This window comes from Neobacillus sp. S1115 (assembly GCF_055385565.1).
This window is the reverse complement of the sequence record NZ_AP038275.1, coordinates 2,397,691-2,419,391: the sequence shown is the minus strand read 5'-3', so window position 1 is coordinate 2,419,391 and position 21,701 is coordinate 2,397,691. Positions and strand designations below refer to the sequence as shown.

Below are 21,701 nucleotides of genomic sequence, written 5' to 3'. Positions count from 1 at the left end.
CACCTCGTCAAATTTTTAAATTATTAATAATTAATTAACCTAAAATCTTTTGAATTTTTGCAACTGCCCAATCAATTTCTTCTTTGGAAATAATCAGCGGCGGCGCAAAACGAATAACTGTATCATGCGTTTCTTTACATAACAAGCCTTCTTCTTTCAACTGTTCACAATATGGTCTTGCTTCTTCTGTTAGTTCCACCCCGATAAATAATCCTTTACCGCGGACTTCCTTAATCATCGGATTGCTGATTGTCTTCAATTGATCTAAGAAATATTTTCCTAATTCAAGTGAACGTTCAGGCAGTTTTTCCTCTTCGATGACATCAAGGGCTGCAAGGGACACCGCACAAGCGAGCGGATTCCCGCCAAAAGTGGAACCGTGCGATCCCGGATTAAATACACCTAAAACATCGGAATTGGCAACCACGCAGGAAATTGGGAATACCCCGCCGCCTAATGCCTTACCTAAAATAAGCATATCTGGTTCAACTTCTTCCCAATCGCAGGCAAACATTTTACCAGTACGGGCTAAGCCAACTTGAATTTCATCAGCAATAAATAAGACATTGTTTTCTTTACATAGTTCAGAAGCAGCCTTTAAAAATCCGTCAGGAGGTAAAATGATTCCCGCCTCACCTTGAATCGGTTCCATTAAGAATGCTGCAGTATTTGGAGTAATCGCTGCCTTTAACGCCTCAAGGTCACCGTAAGGAATTAATTTAATCCCAGGAAGCATCGGGCCAAAACCGCGCTTATATTCTGGGTCGGAAGATAAGGAAACGGCACCCATGGTCCGGCCATGGAAATTGCCTGTGCATGCAATGATTTCTGCCTGATTTTCTGCAATGCCTTTCACATCATAACCCCAGCGGCGTGCAGCTTTTAACGCTGTTTCAACTGCTTCTGCACCAGTGTTCATTGGAAGTGCCATGTTCTTGTTGGTCAGTTTGCAGATTCTTTCATACCAAGGGCCAAGCTGGTCGTTATGGAATGCGCGTGATGTTAGAGTTACGCGGTCTGCCTGGTCTTTCAAAGCTTGAATGATTTTTGGATGACGATGGCCCTGGTTTACTGCTGAATACGCACTAAGCATATCCATGTACCGTGTTCCTTCAGGATTTTCCACCCAAACCCCTTCTGCCTTGGAAATGACGATTGGCAGCGGATGATAGTTATTAGCTCCAAATTTATGTGTTTTTTCAATAATTTCAGTAGATTTTGTTGATGTCATAGTCATTTTATGTCCTCCCTTTATAGTTGCAAGAGAGCTTGTGAGCCCCCTTGCTATCCTCTTAAAATTACAGCGTTTCTGAAGTCGTTTTTGCTTGCATATGAAGAATTAAATAATCAGGGCCACCTGCTTTGGAGTCCGTTCCTGACATATTAAATCCGCCAAATGGCTGATAGCCAACAATGGCACCTGTACAGCCGCGGTTGAAATAGAGATTGCCAACATGGAATTCGCGGCGCGCTCTTTCAATATGATCACGATTATTGGAAACCAATGCACCAGTTAAGCCATAATCGGTGTTATTAGCAATCTGCATCATGTGGTCAAAATCACGTGCTTTAGCGATAGCCAATACCGGCCCAAAAATTTCCTCAAGCATAATGCGGGCATTCTCATCAACATCCGCAAAAATGGTCGGCTGAATGAAGTAGCCCTTAGAATCGTCCCCTTCACCGCCGGTCATAAGTCTGCCTTCTTGTTTGCCAATTTCAATATAGCTCATGATTTTTTTGAAGGATTTTTCATCAATGACAGGTCCCATATAAGTATCGGCTGATTCAGGGCTTCCAAGCGTTAAAGTCTTGGTAAGGGCAACCACTTTTTCAAGAACTTCATCATAAACATCTTGGTGAATAACAGCACGTGATCCTGCGGAACATTTTTGACCAGAGAATCCAAATGCTGAGTAAACGATAGAAGACACGGCTAAATCTAAATCTGCATCTTTATCGACAACAACTGTATCTTTGCCGCCCATTTCGGCTATCACACGCTTCAGCCAAATTTGGCCTGGGTTAACTTTAGCTGCGCGTTCGTAAATGCGGCAGCCCACTTCACGGGAACCTGTGAAGGATACGAAACGTGTTTTTGGATGGTCAACAAGATAATCCCCAATTTCAGCTCCGCTTCCTGGAACATAGTTCAATACTCCATTAGGAAGTCCAGCTTCATGCATCAGCTCTACAAATTTTGCAGCAATGATTGGCGTTGAGTTTGCGGGCTTTAAAAGCACAGTGTTTCCGGCAACAATCGCAGCTACTGTAGTTCCGGCCATGATCGCCAATGGGAAGTTAAATGGTGAAATGATAATCCCCACTCCAAGCGGAATATAACCGAACTGATTAAATTCACCGGGACGGCTGTTTACTTGAACACCGTCTTTGATTTTCAGCATTTGACGGCCATAGAATTCTAAAAAGTCAATCGCTTCTGCAGTATCAGCATCTGCTTCCTTCCATGGCTTCCCTGCTTCCTTCACCATGTAGCTGGAAAATTCATGCTTGCGGCGGCGCAGAATGGCTGCAGCGCGGAATATAATGTTGGCACGATGTTCAGGGGCCCAGTTTTTCCATGTTTCAAAAGTAGTTAATGCTGTTTGCATAGCACTTTCAGCTAATTCTAGGTCAACCATCGATACGGTACCGATAACTTCTTCCTTATTTGCTGGATTGATAGTCGCAATCTTTTTGTCAGTTGTAATTAGCTCTCCGCCAATGACGACTGGATAGTGCTTGCCAAGCTGTGATTGAACGAAGTCAAGTGCATCTTGAAATGCTTTTTTATTTTTTTCTTCAGAAAAATTCGTAAGTGGTTCATGTGTATACGGTTGCATGTAATTAAGCCTCCTTTGTTTGTAACACACTTTTAATATGCAAGTTCCGTGCCAACTATTTTTTTGCAGTTTAACAACGTTTCAATATAAAAAACACGCCAATTTTTTTTGCTATTTTGCATATATTTAAGAATTTACGCAAAATTATTTTGCATTATAGTCTGATTTTTGATTAAATTAGTGCATAAGGGATTTGCAAGGAGAGAAAACGGCATGGAAAATACAAAAAGAACAATCCAACAGCTACAATATATAAACAGTATGTACAAAAGGATATTGGACGAGGTCGACGTAGGTGTCCACGCCGTCGATAATACAGGGAAAACAATCGTTTACAATAAAAAAATGATGCAAATAGAGTCGATGGATATTCAAGAAGTAATCAATAAGAATTTGCTGGATGTTTTTAAATTTAAAGATAATCAATCTAGTACACTAGTAAAAGCTCTACAGGATGGGAAAGAAACCAGTAATGTCAAGCAAACCTATTTTAATAATAAGGGCCGTGAAATTACAACCATCAATAATACGATCCCAATTTATCAAAATGAAAATCTGCAAGGTGCAGTAGAAATTGCCAATGACGTGACGAAACTCGAACGCCTGATAAAAGGAAATACAAATAAAAGCGGCACCAGATATACTTTTGATAATATCATCGGGAATAGCCCTGCCCTTAAAGAAGTAATCGAAGCAGCGAAACGTGCCAGCCGGACTGCATCCTATGTATTAATCGTTGGGGAAACAGGTACAGGCAAAGAGCTTTTTGCGCAGAGTATTCATAATGCCAGCACTCGGCTTGCCGGTCCATTTATTTCGCAAAACTGTGCTGCCCTGCCTGATAATTTAATCGAAAGCCTTCTTTTCGGAACGAAACGCGGAGCTTTTACGGGCTCTGTTGATTCACCGGGATTATTCGAACAGGCTGAAGGCGGCACACTGTTACTTGATGAAATTAACTCTTTAAATATGAACCTTCAGGCAAAGCTGCTTCGGGTTCTACAGGAACGAATGATCCGTAGAATCGGCGATACAAAGGATACACCTGTTGATGTCAGGGTGATCGCCAATATCAACGAGGATCCGATTGATGCCGTCGCCAATAACAATCTTCGAAAAGATTTATATTATCGGCTGGGGGTGGTAACAATTTTCATCCCGCCATTAAGAGAAAGAAAAGAAGATATTCCATTATTGGTGGAGCACTTTATCGAAAAATATAATGAACGTTTTCAAATGAATGTAAAAGGTTTATCTGATGAAGTTAAGCAATCATTTTTTGAATATGATTGGCACGGTAACATCCGCGAGCTTGAACATATCATTGAAGCTGCGATGAACATTATGATGGATGAAGAAATCATCAAGTACTCCCATTTACCGTATCAATACCGCAATAAAATGCAAATGAAGGAAAGAATGCTCCCTCTTTCTACAGTTGATACCTTTATTGATGAACAGGCTGATATTGCGATCCCTCTTAAGGAGCAGCTGGAGCTATTTGAAAAATCCTACATCGAACATGTGCTGAAAAAGAATAACCACAATATTTCAAAGAGTGCTAAACTGCTGGGACTAAGCCGGCAAAGCCTGCAGTATCGAATGAAAAAACTAAATCTCAGCATTTAATATTCAAAAAAAAAAGCGGTAATCAACGGGATTACCGCTTTTTTGCATTCACAAACAGGGCTTGTTTTACATAAAAATATTATTATATAAAAGTATTTGCAGCAGCTGTTACCTTTTTAAAAGGTAAAAGCATAATTATTCCATTTTTACCCCATACTAAGAAAAGCGGAAGGCGCCCGTCAATCGGCGTATGGACTGGAGCGCTTCGACTGAGATAAAGGAAACACGGAGAGCGCTAGCGATCCGATGTTGACTTATCGTAGGGAGAAGAGCGAAGTACACTAGCCGATGGCGCCTGGAGCTGGACAATTTTCAAAGTCAAAAACTCTTGTCCTATTTGAATAAAAACGTTGAGGTGAAAAAAATGGGACTGCTCAGTTCATTCAATCAATGGAGAGAAACACGATATCAAAATCATCTCTCCAATATGAAAGACCAAGGCAAATGTCCAGATTGTTTTGGCCGAGGCTACACCGTTTACCCTTACAATGAATTTGCATATTTTAATTCGTTTGAATGTCCGGGATGTCAAGGCACCGGCCATTACACGGATTGGGAAAGCTATCAATAAACTAGTCCAAAATAGAAAGAGGCAGTCTCACATGGATTCTGATCCACTAGCCTTCGAGACTGCCTTCTTATTTACTTGATTGGAGGTAATGCAATGTCGGTTATTGTCCACCAGACATTCACGATTAAACAGGATAAATTTAAAGAAGGCATTGAAAATTTACGAGAAATAAAAAAATTTAGAATGGAAAATTATAACCATAAGGTTGAGATCCTAACGCCAATTTCTGGGAACGATCATACATATGCATTGCTGTCGACTTACGACGGGTTAGCGGAGATGGAATGGCAAAATAAGAAAATGTTTGATGATGAAGAATATCTTGAACTAATTGGACCATTTTTTCTTGAAAATATAGCAGAAGGCAGCATGTATACGCAGATTTATCGCACGCTTAGCGATAAAAGCAATGAGAAGAAAAATGACAAATAACAGCAGAAAGCATGCAAAAATTCTTTGCACGCTTTTTTTCTATTAAAATCATATAGTTGTCGATGGCTGTTTTTCTTTCCAAATCTGTTCAAGTAAGATAGCCATAAAAGTCCCGACTAATAAACCATTTTTACCAAAATTTTGAATCACGTACGGAAGTCCATTTAAACCATCCGCAGGTAAAAACATTGTTCCAATCCCTAATAGGAATGAAATTCCAATAATGGCTATATTCCTATCGTTTAATGGTTGCTTTGTCAATGACCTGATACCAATTGCCAGCATATCAATTAGTGTTGCTAAAAGCGCAGCACTTGCTACAGATAATGGCAGCGATGCCAACAAACTCACTGCACCAGGAAAAAAGGAAAAGGCCATTAAAACCCCACATGCTGCAGCGAATGGAAAAATCCTGTATTGTTTGGTTATCTTAACAAACCCTGCAGTCGCCGGAAGCGGTACAACGGCAATGGTTGAAAATACGGCTGATAAAATATGAGAAAGTCCCCCAGCGCATGTTCCTTTATAAAGCCTAACTTCTAATGATGTTTGTTGATTTGGAATTGTATCCGCTGCAGCACTGATAGCAGCAAATGTGTTTGAAATAAGTAAAAAGGTAAATAGTATCGAGGTAATCAAAATACCACTTGTCATATGTGGGTATCCCCAAGGAAATATCTCAGGAAATTTAATCCATGATGCTGAATAAGATATAGACTGTGAACTCTTACCGAAGATTAATAACAGCACCCAACCGCATAATATACCTATTAAAATTGCGTAACTTTTCAGCCAGCCCTTCCCTTTTGTGGAAAGGAAGATGATAAGGAAAAATACTAGTATTGCAGCAAAGAAACCCAGCTTATCAATTTGGCCTGTAAGAGGATTTATGGATACCATTCCTTTTATAAACACCCCACTTAGCTGGATAGCCAAAATAAAAAGAAAACAACCAGTTACCAATGGAGAGAAGAGGAATAGCAAATGACGTACCCATTTCGACACGCCTAATAACAATAACAGCATTCCTGCTAAAATTAATCCAGCTTCAAGAGTCCGTAATGTTTCTTTCATTGTCAATCCCTGCTCCGCGCCAACGCCTGCGAAAATAACAAAAATGCTTACCCAGGACCCAGCAGGTCCGTCTGCAATTGGAAATCGATGTCCAAATTTTCCCTGAATAAAAGAGCTTAATCCGACAATAAAAAACGTTCTTTGCATAAGGTCCGAAATTGCTGCATCAGAAAGGTGAAATACATTTCCAATCACAATCGGTAGCGCAATCGAATTTGCGAGTAAATAGATAAACCATTGAAGGGTACTAAAGAAATTATTACTTTTACTCATTTGCAAAGCAGCTTACCTCCAAAAAATTTTATTAGAATTCAAAGTCCGGCACCATCTAAAGAAAAGTGCCGAACAAATCCATTAAAGCAATCTTTATTACGCAACAACAAAATAATGAAAGCTCATCAGCGTTCCAACATCTTGACTATATCTTCATTTTAGACACATTGCACAAATCCGTCCTTGTACCACTAATCCAAAATATCAGTATTTTTGTTAGGCAACATACACAATGACTTTTTTTACATTCTTTGATAAACTTGGCACATTCTCAATACTTCATGATTGGACGTGCAAATTGATGAAGCAAACAGTTATATATAAGCAGAATGATTCCTTTGAACTAAAAGCAGATTACTATGGAACAAATCGAGAGCATGCACCTGTTGTGGTTTATATTCACGGCGGGGGATTAATTTGGGGAACAAGAGAAGAAATTAGTAACGATATGATCCGGTTATATACCGACAATGGGTTCGCGTTGTTTTCCATCGATTATCGCCTGGCTCCAGAAACGAAGCTGCCGGAAATTCTCGAGGACATTCAAGATGCAATCGATTGGATTATCACAAAAGGGGCCGAACAGTTCTCGATTAATCCCAAAAAAATCGCTGTAGTTGGCAGTTCTGCTGGCGGGTTTTTAGCACTAAGTACCGGCACCTTTAAAAATAAACCAAGCGCAATTGTCTCCTTCTATGGATATGGCGACATTTTAGGTAAATGGGCAACTTCACCAAGCAAATATTATTGTCAAAAAGACATGGTTCCACAAAATGTAGCAAATACTCTTATTTCAGATAGGACACTTACCGAGGCCTCTGTAGAAGATCGGTTCCTTCTTTATGTACATGGCAGACAGCAAGGTACTTGGATTAATTTAATCACTGGCACGATGCAAGAAAGCAACAAAGAAGGGCTCAAGAAATATTGTCCAATTCACAATATTACCAAGGACTATCCCCCAACACTAATGCTGCACGGGACAAAAGACATGGATGTTCCATACGAGCAGTCTGTGTTTATGAGAGCTGCCATCATCAAAGAATCTGTCGAAGCAAAGTTAATAACAGTATTAAATGGTGAGCATGTTTTTGATCAAGAATTTCATGATCCTAAAGTTCAAAATGCCCTTCTACAAGTTGCTGATTTCCTGCATGTCCACCTAAACACGTAGAATAATGTAAAAAGCCCGGTGCTGAAATTTCACAGACCGGACTTTTTTCGCTTATTTATTACTTCTCGTTAAGCTTATGAAAATGCTCAAATAAGTTATCGCAATCATCTCTTTGTTCCACTTTAACCATTTTTATAACGCTATTATCTTCACCTTTTAAATATTTGCGCAGGTGCATGTCGGAGAATCCATGCTTATCAGCATCTTCTTTTGTATTAACGTAATATACCTCTTTTATCCCCGCCCAAATCATGACAGACACACACATTGGACATGGCTCACAAGTTGCATACATTACGCAATCTGATAAATCAAAAGTCCCTAATTTTTTACAAGCTTCTCTAACCGCAACCAATTCTGCATGTGCAGAAGGGTCAGTATCTCTCATCATCGTATTGCTTACTGCAGCAATGACTTCACCATCGCGTACAATTGTGGCACCAAATGGTCCGCCGATCTTATTGTTCATACCTTCAATCGTTGCATCAACAGCCATTTTAATGTATTTTTCCATAGCCAAATTCCTCCAAGTTTTGTTCATTATATATTTTTTTGAATAACTAAATTTGGAAGTAATCTAATTTAATTCCTGAGTAGCTTTTCACTTTTACTCTGTAACAGGACCAATGTTTGCTTTCTTATTTACATAGAGTTTATATGCTAAAAATCCTGCAATTAGTAGATATCCCCAAACGAAAGGCATAGCAGTTGTTTGGGCAAGTCCGATAGTGCTTGTATGAATTGCACCAATAAAAGTTAAAACGGCCCCTAGCACTGCAGCTATTATGCCCCCAATAGGCGTGTTACGGATCGTAAAGATTGCGATACAGCCCCAAAGAACACTAGTAATAGGAGCACCATTACCTAGGGCTACCAAGCCATCGTAGAAAAGACCGGCATTGTGCAGGGCAAGTGAAGAAACTTGATTGGCAGCAGTACCCACCGACATACCAGCAGCCGAAATTGCATTATTAACAGCAACAAGTGCCCAGTTAGCAACCCATGGGAAGAAACATACAAAGATTACAGGGGCTTCAAATTGCGGACTGTTTTTGACAGCTTGATGCCCTGTTACAATCGCAATAAATACGAGCATCGGAACAATAGCGGCAATTGGAATAACAGCCAGCAACAGTCCCATTAGACTTAAAATCGATAAGAAAAATATCGCTGCACAGCTAGCAATAGAATAGCCTATACCTGCACCAACTTCTTTCCAACCAGCATGGCCTACATATACGGTTACCGGGAATGGGTTACCACATAGGCCGCCTATTGCAGAACAAATACCATTTGTAAGCATAACATCTCTAGTTTTGTATTCATCCCCAACAACAGCAGCAGCTTCAACATTTTCCAGATTAAAAATGTAGTTCGCTAACCCTAGAGGTACAGCAGTTAATAAATATGGCAGAGCAGCGCCAATATGGTCGAAAAGTCCATTTAAATGCAACATGGGAGGATTAAAGCCAAATGATTTCAGAGCTTCAGTAACCGCAGCAGGACTTTGATATCCGAATATCCAGGCAATTGCGGTTCCTATTACAATCAATAATAAACCCGTAGGTATTTTCTTTAATATTGGATGTTTACTTAACCAGTTCATGAAGATGATGATAAGTGCAACAAATGCCACTATAGGCATTTCAAAAGATTGCAGCATTGGGTTCATACCCAAGAATACAAATGCCAAACCTGCCAAGGCTGCGAGTAATACAGTTCTTGGGACGAACTTTCTAAGAGTATCGCCCAGGAATGCACCTATTATTAGCATGGTGGCCTCAAAGAAGCACCAAAGCACACCGACTGTTGTAGTGAAAGCAGCATCCTTTGTTTGATGATATAGAGGAAGCATAATTACAAATACGATAAGAAAAATACCAGGTGAACTAGAACCTGATGGTAGTGCTGTAACATCAGTTCTGCCTGTTTTCTTAGCTAATTTATAGCCAAAATAAGCAAATACAATGCCAGATAGGAGTACAGCTAATCCAAAGCCAGGAACAATTTGTTTAAAAACAAACTCCTTTGGCATCCCAACTACACCAATCAATAATGAGATCATTACCAAAAAGTCTGTCAAAACATTAACGAACAAACCGAAGGAAGCAGCAAAGTCTCCTTTTTTCCATAAAGAAATATTTCCCATGTGAAATTCTCCTTAAGACCGTCTTAGATGGTCATGAATTGTTTTTTTTAACAATATGGGTACCTGCTTTTTCTTGAATAGCATCCTTTAGACTCTCCGGGTTTGTGATGATGACCCTGGAACCGCCCTTTTCCAAGAAGTTTAAACTTGCTTCAATTTTGGGAAGCATGCTGCCTGGAGGGAAGTGACCTTCTGCAACATACTGTTTTGTTTCTTCAATTGAAATATTTTCGAGTGCCTGTTGATTTGGCTTGCCAAAATGAATGCAAACTTTGGAAACACCTGTTGTAATGATTAAGGTATCCGCCTGAACTTGTTCTGCTAACAAACTTGTTGCAAAATCTTTATCAATAACCGCATCAATGCCTACATATGAACTATTTTCTGTTTTAACAACAGGAATTCCGCCCCCGCCAACAGCAACGACAACAAATCCAGCCTCTATTAATGTTTTAATTGCATCTTTTTCAACTATATTTATTGGTTTCGGCGAAGCAACAACCCTTCTATAGCCGCGGCCGGAGTCTTCTACAAAGATCCAATCCAGATGTTCTCTCTTCATTTCTTCTGCTTGTTCAATCGTAAAGAAGGAACCCACCGGCTTTGTAGGGTTTTTAAAATTAGGGTCATCGGGACTTACCTCAACCTGTGTAATAACAGTTGCTACTTTTTTGTTCATACCTCTTTTGGCAAATTCATTAATCAAAGCTTGTTGAATTTGATAACCTATTCCGCCTTGAGTTTCAGCGCCGCAATTGACCAGAGGTACTGCCGGCATCCCGGCAACTTCATTTGCAATTTCCGATCTTCTAAGACCGAACCCTACCTGTGGTCCGTTACCATGTGTAACAACCACGTTTAAGCCTTCGGCAACCATATCAGCGATATTTACCGCCGTTTCGCAAACAGCCTCATATTGATCCTGAACAGAATCAAGTCCATTTTCCCGGACTAAAGAATTCCCCCCGATTGCTACAATAACTAATTTTTTCACTGCGTCTTCTCCTATCTAACTACTTGTTTTTTTTAATAAATCAATAGATTGCTCTTTATGAAGATGATATAAAGAGTTCGACGGGTCATGTTTAATAGCATTCTCAATTGCTTCAATCGCTTCCTCATGTCTCCCTAATGATCTTAGACTGTTAGCCTTGTGGAAGGAGAAATCATAGCGATGCGGCTGAATTACAAGCAGCTTATCCATTTCCCGTACTGCTTCCTCATGTCTGCCCAATTCTCTTAAATAATTTGATTTGTGATAACGATAAAACGTTTCGTCAGGGTTTAATTCACAAGCTTTATCATATTCTGCAAGCGCTTCCCCGGACTTGTTCATTAATCTCAAGCAGTTTGCTGTATAGAAGTAGAAATCTAGATCATTGGGATTAATCGCTAAAGCTTTGTTGTACTCTTCCAACGCTTCTTCGTACCGCTTTAGTTCTTGCAGGCTATATCCTTTGTAGAAATAGTAATCAAGATTGTTCTGGTCCTCTGAAAGAGCTTGATTGATTACTAGGATTGCTTCTTCAATGCTATTTTCTTTATATAGCTTTTTGGCTGTTTGAATTGTTTGGTTATTTTCTTGATATTCTTTTTTAAGAATTTTAACTACTTTCTCCTGATTTAATTCTACTGCATGGTGAAGAGATGATTTTCCATCTCGATCCTGCAAATTCTCATCAGCCCCAGCTTCTACAAGAACTTCTATAATATTCGAGTATAAACGGCCCCCATTGCCCAAAATAACCGCTTCGAGAAGTGCTGACCAGCCTAAATTATTCACATGATTGACGGGAACCCCTGCATCAAGGCAAACTTGTACTGTTTTTAAATAGCCTTTCTCACTAGACGGCAATAGGGCTGTACCGCCAAAACGATTGACACTTTTTAGGTCTGCACCATATTGCAGCATCATGGCTAGAATTTCATGAAAACCATTAGCACCAGAACAAATGAAAGGTGTTAGCTGTGTAATATCTCTGGTATTGACGTCACTGCCTGCTTCTAACAACAGTTTTACTGTATTAAATTGATTTCTTTGAGTCGCAGCCATTAATGCTGTCCGGCCGTTTTCATCTTTAAAATTTACACTTGCTCCCTCTTCGAGCAATCTTTGAACAGCATTGACATCTCCCCGTTCACTCGCAAAGATCAATTCCAAATTTAAAGACTTATTGTCCATCAACAATCGCTCCTGTTCTTATGTCCTGTCACACAGTTTCCAATGGAGCTTTCGGGGGAAGGTTTCCCAAACCAAGGATTAAGGGTTGGGATATCACCCTCCCCCAAAAAGCATATTTGATTAATGAATAGCTTCGCTTAATGCCAACATTGCTTTTTCAAAAGCTTCTACCGGCGGATAAGTGATACCCGCGCCAATCATTCCGATACCAGCTTCTTTATGGGCAATGGCAGTATTAATGACTGGCATTATTCCTGTTTGGACAACTTTTCTCACATCAATTCCAGTTGGAAGACCCATAAAATCAAGCAATGGGATTGTTACATTGGGATTCTGAGTTGTTGTGATTTCCTTCATTTTTGTAGAAAAGCCGATTGCTTCTTCAACTGTGCCGCCTACTAATGCAACAATCGCAGGAGCAGTAGCCATTGCAAAGCCGCCGAAACCATATGTTTCAGTAATCGCACTATCACCGATATCAAGTCCTGAGTCTTCCGGCTTGTATCCAGCGAACATTGGGCCAATAACTTTTTGTGCAGGGCCAGTAAACCATGTATTTCCAGGCATGCCGCTAACACGGATTCCGAATTCCACACCATTACGGGCCATAGTGGTTACGATTGTACTATTTTCAATACCGTGAGCGGAATCAAGAGCACATTTCGCCATTGCCATCCATGTTGGACCTGAGAAATAATCACTGCTGGCTACGAAATCAAATACTTCTTTTTTCTGCTCAATTGTATAATCAGTTTGTAAAATATAAGGTGTTAATGCTTGGATTAATAGAGTCGTTCCAGCAACATTGCGGTTGTGGCACTCATCACCCATGTGAAGCGCTTGGGCTAGCATTAAACGCAAGTCAATGCCATCCGGATTTAGATTCATTGCATCTCTTAAAATAGGTCCAAAAACATCACGCATCCATACTAATCGGTCGACTACGCTTTGATCATTGGCACCCATACGAAGAATTTTCGCTAACTGTTCACTTAAGTTTGTATAGGCAATATTGCCATATGTTTTGTTCTCAACGATATGCATGAACATTGATGCAGAAGTGACACCGGCCATAGAACCAACACAATTGTGTTCATGACATGGCGAGAATGTGATTTCACCAGATGCTGCAAGTTCAGCGGCCTCGTCAATATCCTTTGCCAAGCCTTCGAATACCAGCGCACCGGTGACAGCACCCTTCATTGGGCCATTCATTTTATCCCAAGTGATTGGCGGACCGGCATGAAGAATGGTTTTCTTTGTCATACCTGGTACACAGTTAATCGCTTGGTCATAACCGATTAGAACAGGATGAGAATTAATAATTCTTTCCACCGCCAACTTATTAGCTTCTTCAATTTTTTGCAAAATGGCAGGGTCTTCAAACTTATCAAGCGCTGCAATTAACGCAGGATTTCCTCTTCCAGGTGGTGTCCAATCTAAATGAATGACTTCTGCACCTTGTTTTGCTAAATCCTCTTTGAAAGATTCAATGCCTACGTTGATAACATTTGGTTTACCTTTAAAAAGTTCGTTAATTTTACTCATGGCTATTCTCCTTTCACAACAAATTCTCTTGCTAATAAACCTGCGTTCTGGCTGCTGCTTGCATGAGTGACACCTGCAGCCAATAATTTATTGATTTGCTCTTCATAATCTTGCGGATCTAATTCTGTACCAAGAACATACCCAATAATCTCCAAATGTCTTCCTTCTTGTTCTGCCAGCAGTTTAGCTTCCATGATTGCAGGAAGGAATGCTCCAACCGGATCTTCGTGAGCACCGTAACCTAATACAAAGTCCATTACAATAACACCAACGGATGGATCTTTTGCTTCCTGCATAAATCTGTCAAGACGTGTAGAAGGATCAATCATTGGATGCGGCTTGCCTTGTGTATATTCGTCATCACCAAAGTCGATGAATGTATGCTCTTGACTTGTATAACGATCTTTTAAACGATACTCAGGATTTCTTGCGATATTGCTGTATACATTATCGAATTTCTCCATAGCTGCGTGCATTGCCTCATCGCAAAGTGTACCGCCGCTGAATAAACCGCGAATATATCTTTGCTCTGGCTTTAATTTAGTACGAACTTCTTCAATAAGCGGAATGTTTAATGCACGCTTATTAAGTTTGCTCTCATCTGCACCAGCAAGTAAAACTGCTTTAAGTGCTGCTTCCTTTGACATTTTGGCAAAATGACCGCCAGCTGCAGTAATTTTCTCCTCATCGCCGCCAATAAACCAAACGACAACAGGCTTTTTACATGTTTTAATTTTCGCTAGCACTTTTTCTTCCACACTTGGTGCAGGAGGCTTCGAAACAAGTACAATAACCTTTGTTTCCTCGTCATCTTCTAGCGCTTGGATTCCATCAAGCATCATGATTCCGCCAACTTCTTCTTTAAGGTCTCTTCCGCCGGTGCCAATCAGCTGAGTGATCCCGCCGCCAAATTCATGGATACGAACACTTACTTCTTGGGACCCGGTACCGGATGCACCAACAATCCCGATATCTCCTTTTCTAACAGCATTTGCAAAGCAAAGGGCAGTATTTCCGATAATTGCTGTACCACAGTCAGGACCCATCATTAATAATCCTTTTTCATGCGCTAAAGTCTTTAAAGCAATTTCATCTTCGACGCTGACATTGTCACTGAACATCATGACATTCAAGTTATTTTCAAGAGCTTTTCTCGCTTCTCTAGCAGCGTATGCCCCATTCACAGCAATAATCGCTAGATTTGCATCCGGATTATTTTCTGCAGCTGAGGAAATAGTAGAGTATTTAATATCACTTTTTCCTTTTTTGCCTGAATCCCTTTTTGTGAATAATTCATTTATGCTCAAGAAAGCGTTTTCGAAGAGCTCCTCAGTTTCAGCTTTCACTACAATAATCAAATCACTTGCGCTGGCTTCCTCGACTTCCGGTGTCATTAAACCGACATTTTTCATTACCTCTTTGTTCATTTCAGTACCCATTGCGATAATCGCTTGTTCAACACCATCAATTTGATTCGCTTTAGTAGATAGCGACATTAATGATACCGAATCGAAATACGTGTTAGGATTAATCAATGCTTGTACTAACATATACTTTTCCTCCTGCTTTTATATTGGCCTCCAATCCGCCGACAAGACCTAATGCGATGTCAGTACCGGATGAAGATCCGATGTTTAATACTTTATTTAAAGAGAGAAATAAGTCTGCATCATTCTCACCGAGCAAGGCGTTGAGTAACAAAATGATAGACTCTCTCACTTTACCAGTGGATGCTTTCTGCAATGCCATCCAGCTAATGTCATTCGTTAATTTTTTTGCCTCGCGAACAACATCTTTACAGAATGATCTTTGATCATAGAATGGACTGTTTAACATATTAAAAGCGGTAAATACCCCAACTAGAAAATCATCCCCTGATGGTGTGAGTCCTGGTCCTAGACCAATAATCGAAATGGCATGATCAAAAGCAGATGACATTCGATTCCCCGCTAATTCGTCTAAAAGTAAATTGGTTCGTTGTTCGAGCAAGCTGGACACTTTAGCTTCAAATGGGCTATTAGATAATTCGTGTTTTTTTATTCCGCCGCTTATCCCATGAATGTCGATAAATATCTTCAACTTTTTTAAATTTTGATTCAAAATTTCTTCATTCGAAGGGTATCCGGGAACAACACTGATCCATTGATTAACGTTTTCAAAAGAAATGGCAAGCTTATTTCCAATGTGCAAAATATTTTTTTTAGTAAATACCTGATCATTTACTGCAATTTCCATAGGTCTAATGTTATCAACATCGATAATTAAGGTATTGGGTCCATTATCTACGTTTCTGCATGCAATAGTGTATAACTCATCATTTTGAGAACATTTAATATTAAATGTCCGATTAAAGGTACTATGAACAAACCCTGTGAATTTCGAGTTATTCAACTTCTGTACAAAATCAACATCAGCCGATACTGTTTTTATCACGTAAGACACCTCATAAATCTGACTCGGGGAGCCTCATTTACAATTGGACAAATCTTACCTCCTTTTAAAAAGTGAATTTATCCTAGAGAAAGCTTTATACAATTTTCATTTGACAAAGTATGAAGCTTACATGATTATTCTAGATATAATGCATAACACCGTCATCGTTTATAAAATCCAAAAAGCTTTCTATTCAATTGTGCAACTTGCATAATGGATTGTGTTTAAATTTTGACAAAGGAGCGAGAGAAGTTTGCTTACGGTTAAAGAACTATTTAATATAAAAGCGATTGATGGCATAAAGATTGTTGCGGGAGAAAAAGGAATTAACAATGAAATTTCAATCGTAAATATTATTGAAAATCCCGATGCTTTCGACTGGCTTTCACCAAATGAATTGCTGCTATCGACTGGCTATATTTTCAAGGATAATGAGGAATTACAAAACAGAATCATTAAAGAGCTTGCTGAAATTAACTGTGCTGGACTGATCGTGAAAATGAAACGTTACTTCGATACACTTCCGAAAAATATGATTGATAAAGCGAATGAGTATGGTTTTCCGCTTATAGAGCTTCCCTATCAATACACCCTTTCAAGGGTCATTTCGATTATCAACGAGAAAGCATCAGGCAGGTATGATTTATTAAATAGAAAAACATTGGATATGCATAGTTTGTTCTTCAGAATTACACTTGAAGGCGGAGGAATTGAGCGGATTTCCTCCATGTTGTCAGAGACAATTGGTAATCCGGTAATCATAGTCGATCAAGATTGGAAGCTGGTGAACGCAATTGAGCACATCAACAACAAAGTACCACTTTCGTATTGTTTTGATTTAATTAAAAATAGACCTTCCTTTCCTAAAGAGTTCATAGACGCTATACCTGAAGATATAAGTGATATGAAAAGATCAATTAAAAGACTATTCCGTTTAGAGGATATAGAAGTTAAATGCCGTATTTTGCCTGTAGCTGCAGCAAGTAATATTTACGGGTATATAATCGTTTGGGAAACTGTACGTGAGTTAACCGAGTTTGACTTTATTATTTTGGAACAAGCATCAACGAACATTGCCCTGGAAAGAATTAAAGCGAAGGAAATCGAGGAAGTGAAGTTAAAAATTAGGCAGGACTTTTTTGATGATTTGCTCACTGGAAAAATCACCTCAACTGAATCCATTCAGACTTTAAGTGAAATGCATGGATTAAATTCACAATATAAGTACCATAGTATGGTGATTAATATAGATTCCAATGATCAGGATCAATTTGAGGATTTGGTCGCCAGAAGGGTTCAAGTGGAGAACAGATCCAAAAAATGCGTGGATTTAGTTTATGAGCATTCTAATTATTCTAATGGAGAAGTTACCTGCTTTCACCGTAATAACCGAATTATTATTTTGATTGGACAGCACGAAAATAGAGCACCGATTTCCGTTAATGAAGCCAAACAATATGCCCAAAAAATATACGATGTTCTAGGGAAACATATTAAAAATACCACTTTCTTAATTGGAATTGGCAGACAGTATGAAAGAATACAATCCCTGCATAAGAGCTTCTCTGAAGCCAATGAATCCATAAGACTAATGCAAAAGTTCGATGACCGTGGGGGTATCTCGCATTTTGAAGACCATAGCATCTATCACTTTTTGGATTCAAACGTAAAAGATATGGAGCTTGAAGACTTCTTCATGAAACGTCTCGGAAAAATATATGAGCATGATAAATTCCATGGTACCGGCTATATTAATACCTTAGAGAATTATTTTCACAATAACCTTAATATTAGTGAAACTGCGAAAGCAATGTTTTTGCACCGTAATACTCTCATATATAGAATTGAAAAAATTAAAGAAATCTTGAACAGTGATTTAAAAAATGCAGAAGAACTGCTTCAAATTCAATTAGCTATAAAAATATACAGACTGCTAAACAAAAAACTTCAAATAGATTCATAAAAAAGTATTAAACTCTATCCCTGCTGTGCAAGCAGAATTTATACTCCTTGCACAGCAGGGATTATTTTTTTATTTTGCATGCAACGTCAAAGTTCTTTCACAAACCTTTGTACGGAATGCATAAGCGTTATGGTAGTTTTTTAGTTGCTATATCCAAAGACCGTTAAAATTTTCCTCTTTAAAATAAGAATAAGGATCCTATAGAAAGCGCTTTAAAAAAGTAAAGGTGGTGAGAATGACACAATCAAATAAATATACCAACATTAAAATTGTTAGGAGGAAATGTATGTCTACTAATAATTATGGAGAATTAGCTTCTACACACAAAGAATTTTTAATATAATTATTTTTAAAAAAGAGCGAGCACTTTTAAAAAAAGTCTCGCCTTTTTTTGTAGATGAGTATTCTCAAAAACTATTGCTATTCTAGCGTTTTGCACCTGCTTGCAGGAGAATTTTTTCAATTTCAGAGAAATTTCTTTCTTTTGCCTGTTGGAGAGGTGTGACACCCTCAGAATCTGGTATGTTCACATCAGCCCCATGTTCTATTAATAGCTTAATGGTTTCCTGTTGTTTCCTTCCGCCATCGTTTAGAAGAATAGCTTCCATTAATGCTGTCCAGCCTAAATTATTTGCATGATTAACATCTATTTCTGTATTTTCTAGGAGTTCTTTAACAACTTCAACAAATCCGTGCTCGGAGGCAGGGATTAAGGCTGTGCCGCCGTACCTGTTCAGGAGTTTTGGATTAGCACCTGCTTCGATTGTCAGCTTCAATATTCCAATATACCCTTCTGCTCCAGAATAAAGGAAGGGATTATTTTTCATATTATCCTGAATATTAACATCAGCCCCCTTTTCAATTAAGGCTTTGGCTGTTTCAACATCATTAGCATAGGCAGCAATCATGATTGCTGTCCTTCCCAAACCATCCTGGCTATTTATATTTACTCCTTTATTTATTAAGTTATTAATCTCAGCTATATTCCCCTTTTCTACAGCTTTAAAAAATTGTTCTTTCATACTATCCGCCTTTACAATCTGATTTTTATTTGAATTTTCCGATGTTACTGAGCTTTGACAACCTACCAAAAAAAATAACATTATACAAATAGATTGTTTTAAAAGTGTCATAATCAAATCCTATCTATATTTTTGAAAAAAATTAAAGTCAACACTTGTTTAAACAGACATCATATATCCCGCACCCCAAACCGTTTCGATAAAATGAGGTTTCGAGGGATCTTTTTCGATTTTACCGCGGATTTTCCTTATATGAACCGTGATAGTGGTTATATCCCCAGATGAATCTAACCCCCAAATACTTTCGAAGAGATCCTCTTTACTAAAGACTCTGTTAGGGTGCTTAGCTAGGAAAAGTAATAAGTCAAATTCCTTTGCAGTTAAGGATATCTTTTGATTATTTACTAAGACTTTTCGAGCCAATTCATCAATGACAAGTCCTCGTATGCTTATTTCTTTGTTTGTAATATCATTATTCCCTATAAGTCGTTCATATCGCGACAGGTGCGCTTTTACCCTGGCAACAAGCTCACTGGGGCTGAAAGGTTTAATAATATAATCATCAGCTCCTAGCCCTAAACCTCTTATTTTATCAATATCCTCCTTCTTGGCTGAGACAATTAAGATTGGGATATTTTTTACAGCTCTTACTTGTTTACATATTTCGAACCCATCCACCTCTGGCAGCATGATATCGATAATTAATAAGTCATAATCTTTATTTAGTGCACGTTTTAATCCCTCTTTACCTGAGGTTTGCAATTCAACATCATAACCATCAATCTCTAGATAATCCTGCTGTAATTCACCAATATCAAGATCATCTTCTATAATTAATATTTTTTTCAACTTATTCACCACGCTAATTTGCCTTCTTCAGAGTAAAAAAGATACTTGTACCTAATCCTAACTGACTTTTAACCCAAATATCTCCATCATGTTCCTTGATAATTTGCTTTGCGATCGCAAGACCAAGACCGCTGCCGCCGGTTGATTTATTTCTTGATGTATCCACGCGATAAAAACGTTCAAATATATAAGGCAGTGACTCTTGCGCAATTCCTGAACCATTATCACGGACTTCAATTTCTACAAAATTCGTCTCACCTTTAATGTAAATTTCTATTTGTTTTTCTGCCTTGTTCAAATGTTTTATCGAGTTATCAATAATATTTGTCAATACTCTTCTTAACTTATCACGGTCGGCAATGACCAATACCTCGTTTTCTGTTCTATTTTCAACACAAATATTAATATCCTTTTCCTCTAAATCAAATCTTATTTCCTCAACAAAATTGTCGATAAAACGGATTATGTCAATATCCTCGAAGGAAAACGGCAGCTTTTTTAGATCAAGTTTGGAAAAAAGAAATAAATCGTCAATTAATTGATCCATATCTGTAGCTTTTCGTTTGATGGTAGAAAGATATTTCTCCATTTTCCCTTGTGAATCTGCAACACCATCTTGAATTCCTTCAATATATCCTTTAATAGCGGTAATCGGAGTTTTTAAATCATGTGAGATGTTAGAAATCAATTCTTTCCGGTTTTCCTCATATTGAAGCTGTAGGTCAATTGATTCTTTTAGTTTTATCCTCATTTTGTCAAATGCGTGACTAAGCTGAGCGATCTCATCCTGCCTGTTATTTTCGATTCTAACATTTAAATTTCCCCCACCCATTTGTTCTGTTGCCTTTTTCAATGAAAATAACGGTTTAATAATACTTTTCGATACAAAAAAACTTAATAGACCATTTATAAGAATTAAAGTAAAAAATAATAGCCCAAATATTAATGGAAATAAGCTCCTTGATAGCTCAACAAAAGGACTCACTTCCCTCAATATGATAACACTGCCTTTTTCTTGATCATGAAAATAAAAATCAAACTTTACATATAAAAAAAATTGATGACCTATACTGATCGTATCTCTCACCTTAATGTTTTCTGGTTCAAACGGAGGAAGTTTTTTTGCATCCTGGATGGACTCTAAATTTTTTGAGGAATGAACAATTTTATCTCCTTTACGGATAATTAATCCCGAGTGCACAGAACTGAGTTTTTGATCAAATCCTTTAAGCATAGCCTCATTTAGCAATTGATCTGATTGTTTTTTGGCTAAATATTTCACATCTAGATATGCAGTTTCCTCCTGTTTAGTTAGAGGCTTAAGTGCATATTGACGTGTATACAAATCTTTAATACTCCTGACATCGCCTGTAATCGCCACTGGAATCAACAAAGCGCTTACTATGAAAATTACTAGCGTTACGATTAGCATGGTTGTATGCGAAATCAATAATCTCAGCCGAATAGACATTAGAAGGCCTCCTGACAGAGGTACAGTTTTATAAACATTACCATAAAGGAAAGGAAGGTTGTCGCTTTACCCGAGGACAACCTTTTTC

General features: G+C 38.5%; 17 protein-coding genes. 4 read left to right on the top strand and 13 right to left on the bottom strand.

What is annotated here, in order from left to right:
- Positions 1-34: 34 nt before the first annotated feature.
- Both ACZ5B7_RS11745 and pruA read right to left on the bottom strand, forming a co-directional pair.
- The gene (locus ACZ5B7_RS11745) at positions 35-1,231 is read right to left on the bottom strand and encodes an ornithine--oxo-acid transaminase (protein ID WP_213141277.1); all 1,197 of its coding nucleotides are present in this window, start codon (positions 1,229-1,231) and stop codon (positions 35-37) included.
- 67 nt (positions 1,232-1,298) lie between these two features.
- The gene (pruA, locus tag ACZ5B7_RS11740; RefSeq protein ID WP_464493868.1) at positions 1,299-2,843 is read right to left on the bottom strand and encodes an L-glutamate gamma-semialdehyde dehydrogenase; all 1,545 of its coding nucleotides are present in this window, start codon (positions 2,841-2,843) and stop codon (positions 1,299-1,301) included.
- 213 nt (positions 2,844-3,056) lie between these two features.
- On the opposite strand from pruA, the gene ACZ5B7_RS11735 reads away from it, so the two are divergent.
- Complete coding sequence (locus ACZ5B7_RS11735) at positions 3,057-4,472, top strand: sigma-54 interaction domain-containing protein (protein ID WP_464493867.1); 1,416 nt, start codon at positions 3,057-3,059, stop codon at positions 4,470-4,472.
- A gap of 664 nt (positions 4,473-5,136) precedes the next feature.
- Positions 5,137-5,475: a hypothetical protein gene (locus tag ACZ5B7_RS11730; protein WP_423801991.1), complete on the top strand. Its 339-nt coding sequence runs from the start codon at positions 5,137-5,139 to the stop codon at positions 5,473-5,475.
- A gap of 48 nt (positions 5,476-5,523) precedes the next feature.
- Here ACZ5B7_RS11730 and ACZ5B7_RS11725 read toward each other — a convergent pair whose 3' ends face one another.
- Positions 5,524-6,822, bottom strand: a complete 1,299-nt coding sequence (locus ACZ5B7_RS11725) for a purine/pyrimidine permease (RefSeq protein ID WP_464494478.1) — start codon at positions 6,820-6,822, stop codon at positions 5,524-5,526.
- Between the two features lie 301 nt (positions 6,823-7,123).
- On the opposite strand from ACZ5B7_RS11725, the gene ACZ5B7_RS11720 reads away from it, so the two are divergent.
- Entirely contained in the window at positions 7,124-7,996 is an 873-nt protein-coding gene (locus ACZ5B7_RS11720) for an alpha/beta hydrolase (RefSeq protein WP_464493865.1), read from the top strand.
- A 58-nt stretch (positions 7,997-8,054) separates the two neighbouring features.
- On the opposite strand, the gene ACZ5B7_RS11715 is transcribed toward ACZ5B7_RS11720, so the two are convergent.
- From ACZ5B7_RS11715 to ACZ5B7_RS11685, 7 genes are all read right to left on the bottom strand, one after another.
- Positions 8,055-8,510, bottom strand: coding sequence for a nucleoside deaminase (locus ACZ5B7_RS11715; RefSeq protein WP_464493864.1), 456 nt, complete (start codon positions 8,508-8,510; stop codon positions 8,055-8,057).
- A 93-nt stretch (positions 8,511-8,603) separates the two neighbouring features.
- On the bottom strand, positions 8,604-10,145 hold the full coding sequence (locus ACZ5B7_RS11710) for a xanthine permease (protein WP_464493863.1): 1,542 nt from the start codon (positions 10,143-10,145) through the stop codon (positions 8,604-8,606).
- A gap of 31 nt (positions 10,146-10,176) precedes the next feature.
- Positions 10,177-11,139, bottom strand: a complete 963-nt coding sequence (gene arcC / locus ACZ5B7_RS11705; RefSeq protein WP_464493862.1) for a carbamate kinase — start codon at positions 11,137-11,139, stop codon at positions 10,177-10,179.
- A 15-nt stretch (positions 11,140-11,154) separates the two neighbouring features.
- Complete coding sequence (locus tag ACZ5B7_RS11700; RefSeq protein ID WP_464493861.1) at positions 11,155-12,327, bottom strand: ankyrin repeat domain-containing protein; 1,173 nt, start codon at positions 12,325-12,327, stop codon at positions 11,155-11,157.
- Between the two features lie 120 nt (positions 12,328-12,447).
- The gene (locus ACZ5B7_RS11695) at positions 12,448-13,875 is read right to left on the bottom strand and encodes a YlbE family protein (RefSeq protein WP_464493860.1); all 1,428 of its coding nucleotides are present in this window, start codon (positions 13,873-13,875) and stop codon (positions 12,448-12,450) included.
- A 2-nt stretch (positions 13,876-13,877) separates the two neighbouring features.
- Positions 13,878-15,425, bottom strand: coding sequence for an acyl-CoA synthetase FdrA (fdrA, locus tag ACZ5B7_RS11690; RefSeq protein ID WP_464493859.1), 1,548 nt, complete (start codon positions 15,423-15,425; stop codon positions 13,878-13,880).
- Positions 15,403-16,308: an oxamate carbamoyltransferase subunit AllH family protein gene (locus ACZ5B7_RS11685; protein ID WP_464493858.1), complete on the bottom strand. Its 906-nt coding sequence runs from the start codon at positions 16,306-16,308 to the stop codon at positions 15,403-15,405. The genes fdrA and ACZ5B7_RS11685 overlap by 23 nt, the downstream gene beginning before the upstream one ends.
- Before the next feature lie 253 nt (positions 16,309-16,561).
- On the opposite strand from ACZ5B7_RS11685, the gene ACZ5B7_RS11680 reads away from it, so the two are divergent.
- The gene (locus ACZ5B7_RS11680; RefSeq protein WP_464493857.1) at positions 16,562-18,271 is read left to right on the top strand and encodes a PucR family transcriptional regulator; all 1,710 of its coding nucleotides are present in this window, start codon (positions 16,562-16,564) and stop codon (positions 18,269-18,271) included.
- Between the two features lie 425 nt (positions 18,272-18,696).
- Here the strand turns inward: ACZ5B7_RS11680 and ACZ5B7_RS11675 are convergent, their stop codons facing one another.
- Genes ACZ5B7_RS11675 through ACZ5B7_RS11665 form a run of 3 tightly spaced genes read right to left on the bottom strand, consistent with a single transcriptional unit; the run spans position 18,697 to position 21,613 of the window.
- Positions 18,697-19,404 carry an ankyrin repeat domain-containing protein gene (locus ACZ5B7_RS11675; RefSeq protein ID WP_464493856.1) on the bottom strand — a complete coding sequence of 236 codons (708 nt, stop codon included), beginning with the start codon at positions 19,402-19,404 and terminating at the stop codon, positions 18,697-18,699.
- Positions 19,405-19,452: 48 nt separating this feature from the next.
- Positions 19,453-20,142 carry a response regulator transcription factor gene (locus ACZ5B7_RS11670; protein ID WP_464494477.1) on the bottom strand — a complete coding sequence of 230 codons (690 nt, stop codon included), beginning with the start codon at positions 20,140-20,142 and terminating at the stop codon, positions 19,453-19,455.
- 13 nt (positions 20,143-20,155) lie between these two features.
- Complete coding sequence (locus tag ACZ5B7_RS11665) at positions 20,156-21,613, bottom strand: sensor histidine kinase (protein WP_464493855.1); 1,458 nt, start codon at positions 21,611-21,613, stop codon at positions 20,156-20,158.
- Positions 21,614-21,701 lie beyond the last annotated feature (88 nt).

Excerpts from the sequence above, each read along its gene's own strand:
- ACZ5B7_RS11745 (WP_213141277.1), bottom strand. The coding sequence starts at position 1,231 with ATGACATCAACAAAATCTACTGAAATTATTGAAAAAACACATAAATTT.
- pruA (WP_464493868.1), bottom strand. The coding sequence starts at position 2,843 with ATGCAACCGTATACACATGAACCACTTACGAATTTTTCTGAAGAAAAA.
- ACZ5B7_RS11735 (WP_464493867.1), top strand. The coding sequence starts at position 3,057 with ATGGAAAATACAAAAAGAACAATCCAACAGCTACAATATATAAACAGT.
- ACZ5B7_RS11730 (WP_423801991.1), top strand. The coding sequence starts at position 5,137 with ATGTCGGTTATTGTCCACCAGACATTCACGATTAAACAGGATAAATTT.
- ACZ5B7_RS11725 (WP_464494478.1), bottom strand. The coding sequence starts at position 6,822 with ATGAGTAAAAGTAATAATTTCTTTAGTACCCTTCAATGGTTTATCTAT.
- ACZ5B7_RS11720 (WP_464493865.1), top strand. The coding sequence starts at position 7,124 with ATGAAGCAAACAGTTATATATAAGCAGAATGATTCCTTTGAACTAAAA.
- ACZ5B7_RS11715 (WP_464493864.1), bottom strand. The coding sequence starts at position 8,510 with ATGGAAAAATACATTAAAATGGCTGTTGATGCAACGATTGAAGGTATG.
- ACZ5B7_RS11710 (WP_464493863.1), bottom strand. The coding sequence starts at position 10,145 with ATGGGAAATATTTCTTTATGGAAAAAAGGAGACTTTGCTGCTTCCTTC.
- ACZ5B7_RS11700 (WP_464493861.1), bottom strand. The coding sequence starts at position 12,327 with ATGGACAATAAGTCTTTAAATTTGGAATTGATCTTTGCGAGTGAACGG.
- ACZ5B7_RS11695 (WP_464493860.1), bottom strand. The coding sequence starts at position 13,875 with ATGAGTAAAATTAACGAACTTTTTAAAGGTAAACCAAATGTTATCAAC.
- fdrA (WP_464493859.1), bottom strand. The coding sequence starts at position 15,425 with ATGTTAGTACAAGCATTGATTAATCCTAACACGTATTTCGATTCGGTA.
- ACZ5B7_RS11675 (WP_464493856.1), bottom strand. The coding sequence starts at position 19,404 with ATGACACTTTTAAAACAATCTATTTGTATAATGTTATTTTTTTTGGTA.
- ACZ5B7_RS11665 (WP_464493855.1), bottom strand. The coding sequence starts at position 21,613 with ATGTCTATTCGGCTGAGATTATTGATTTCGCATACAACCATGCTAATC.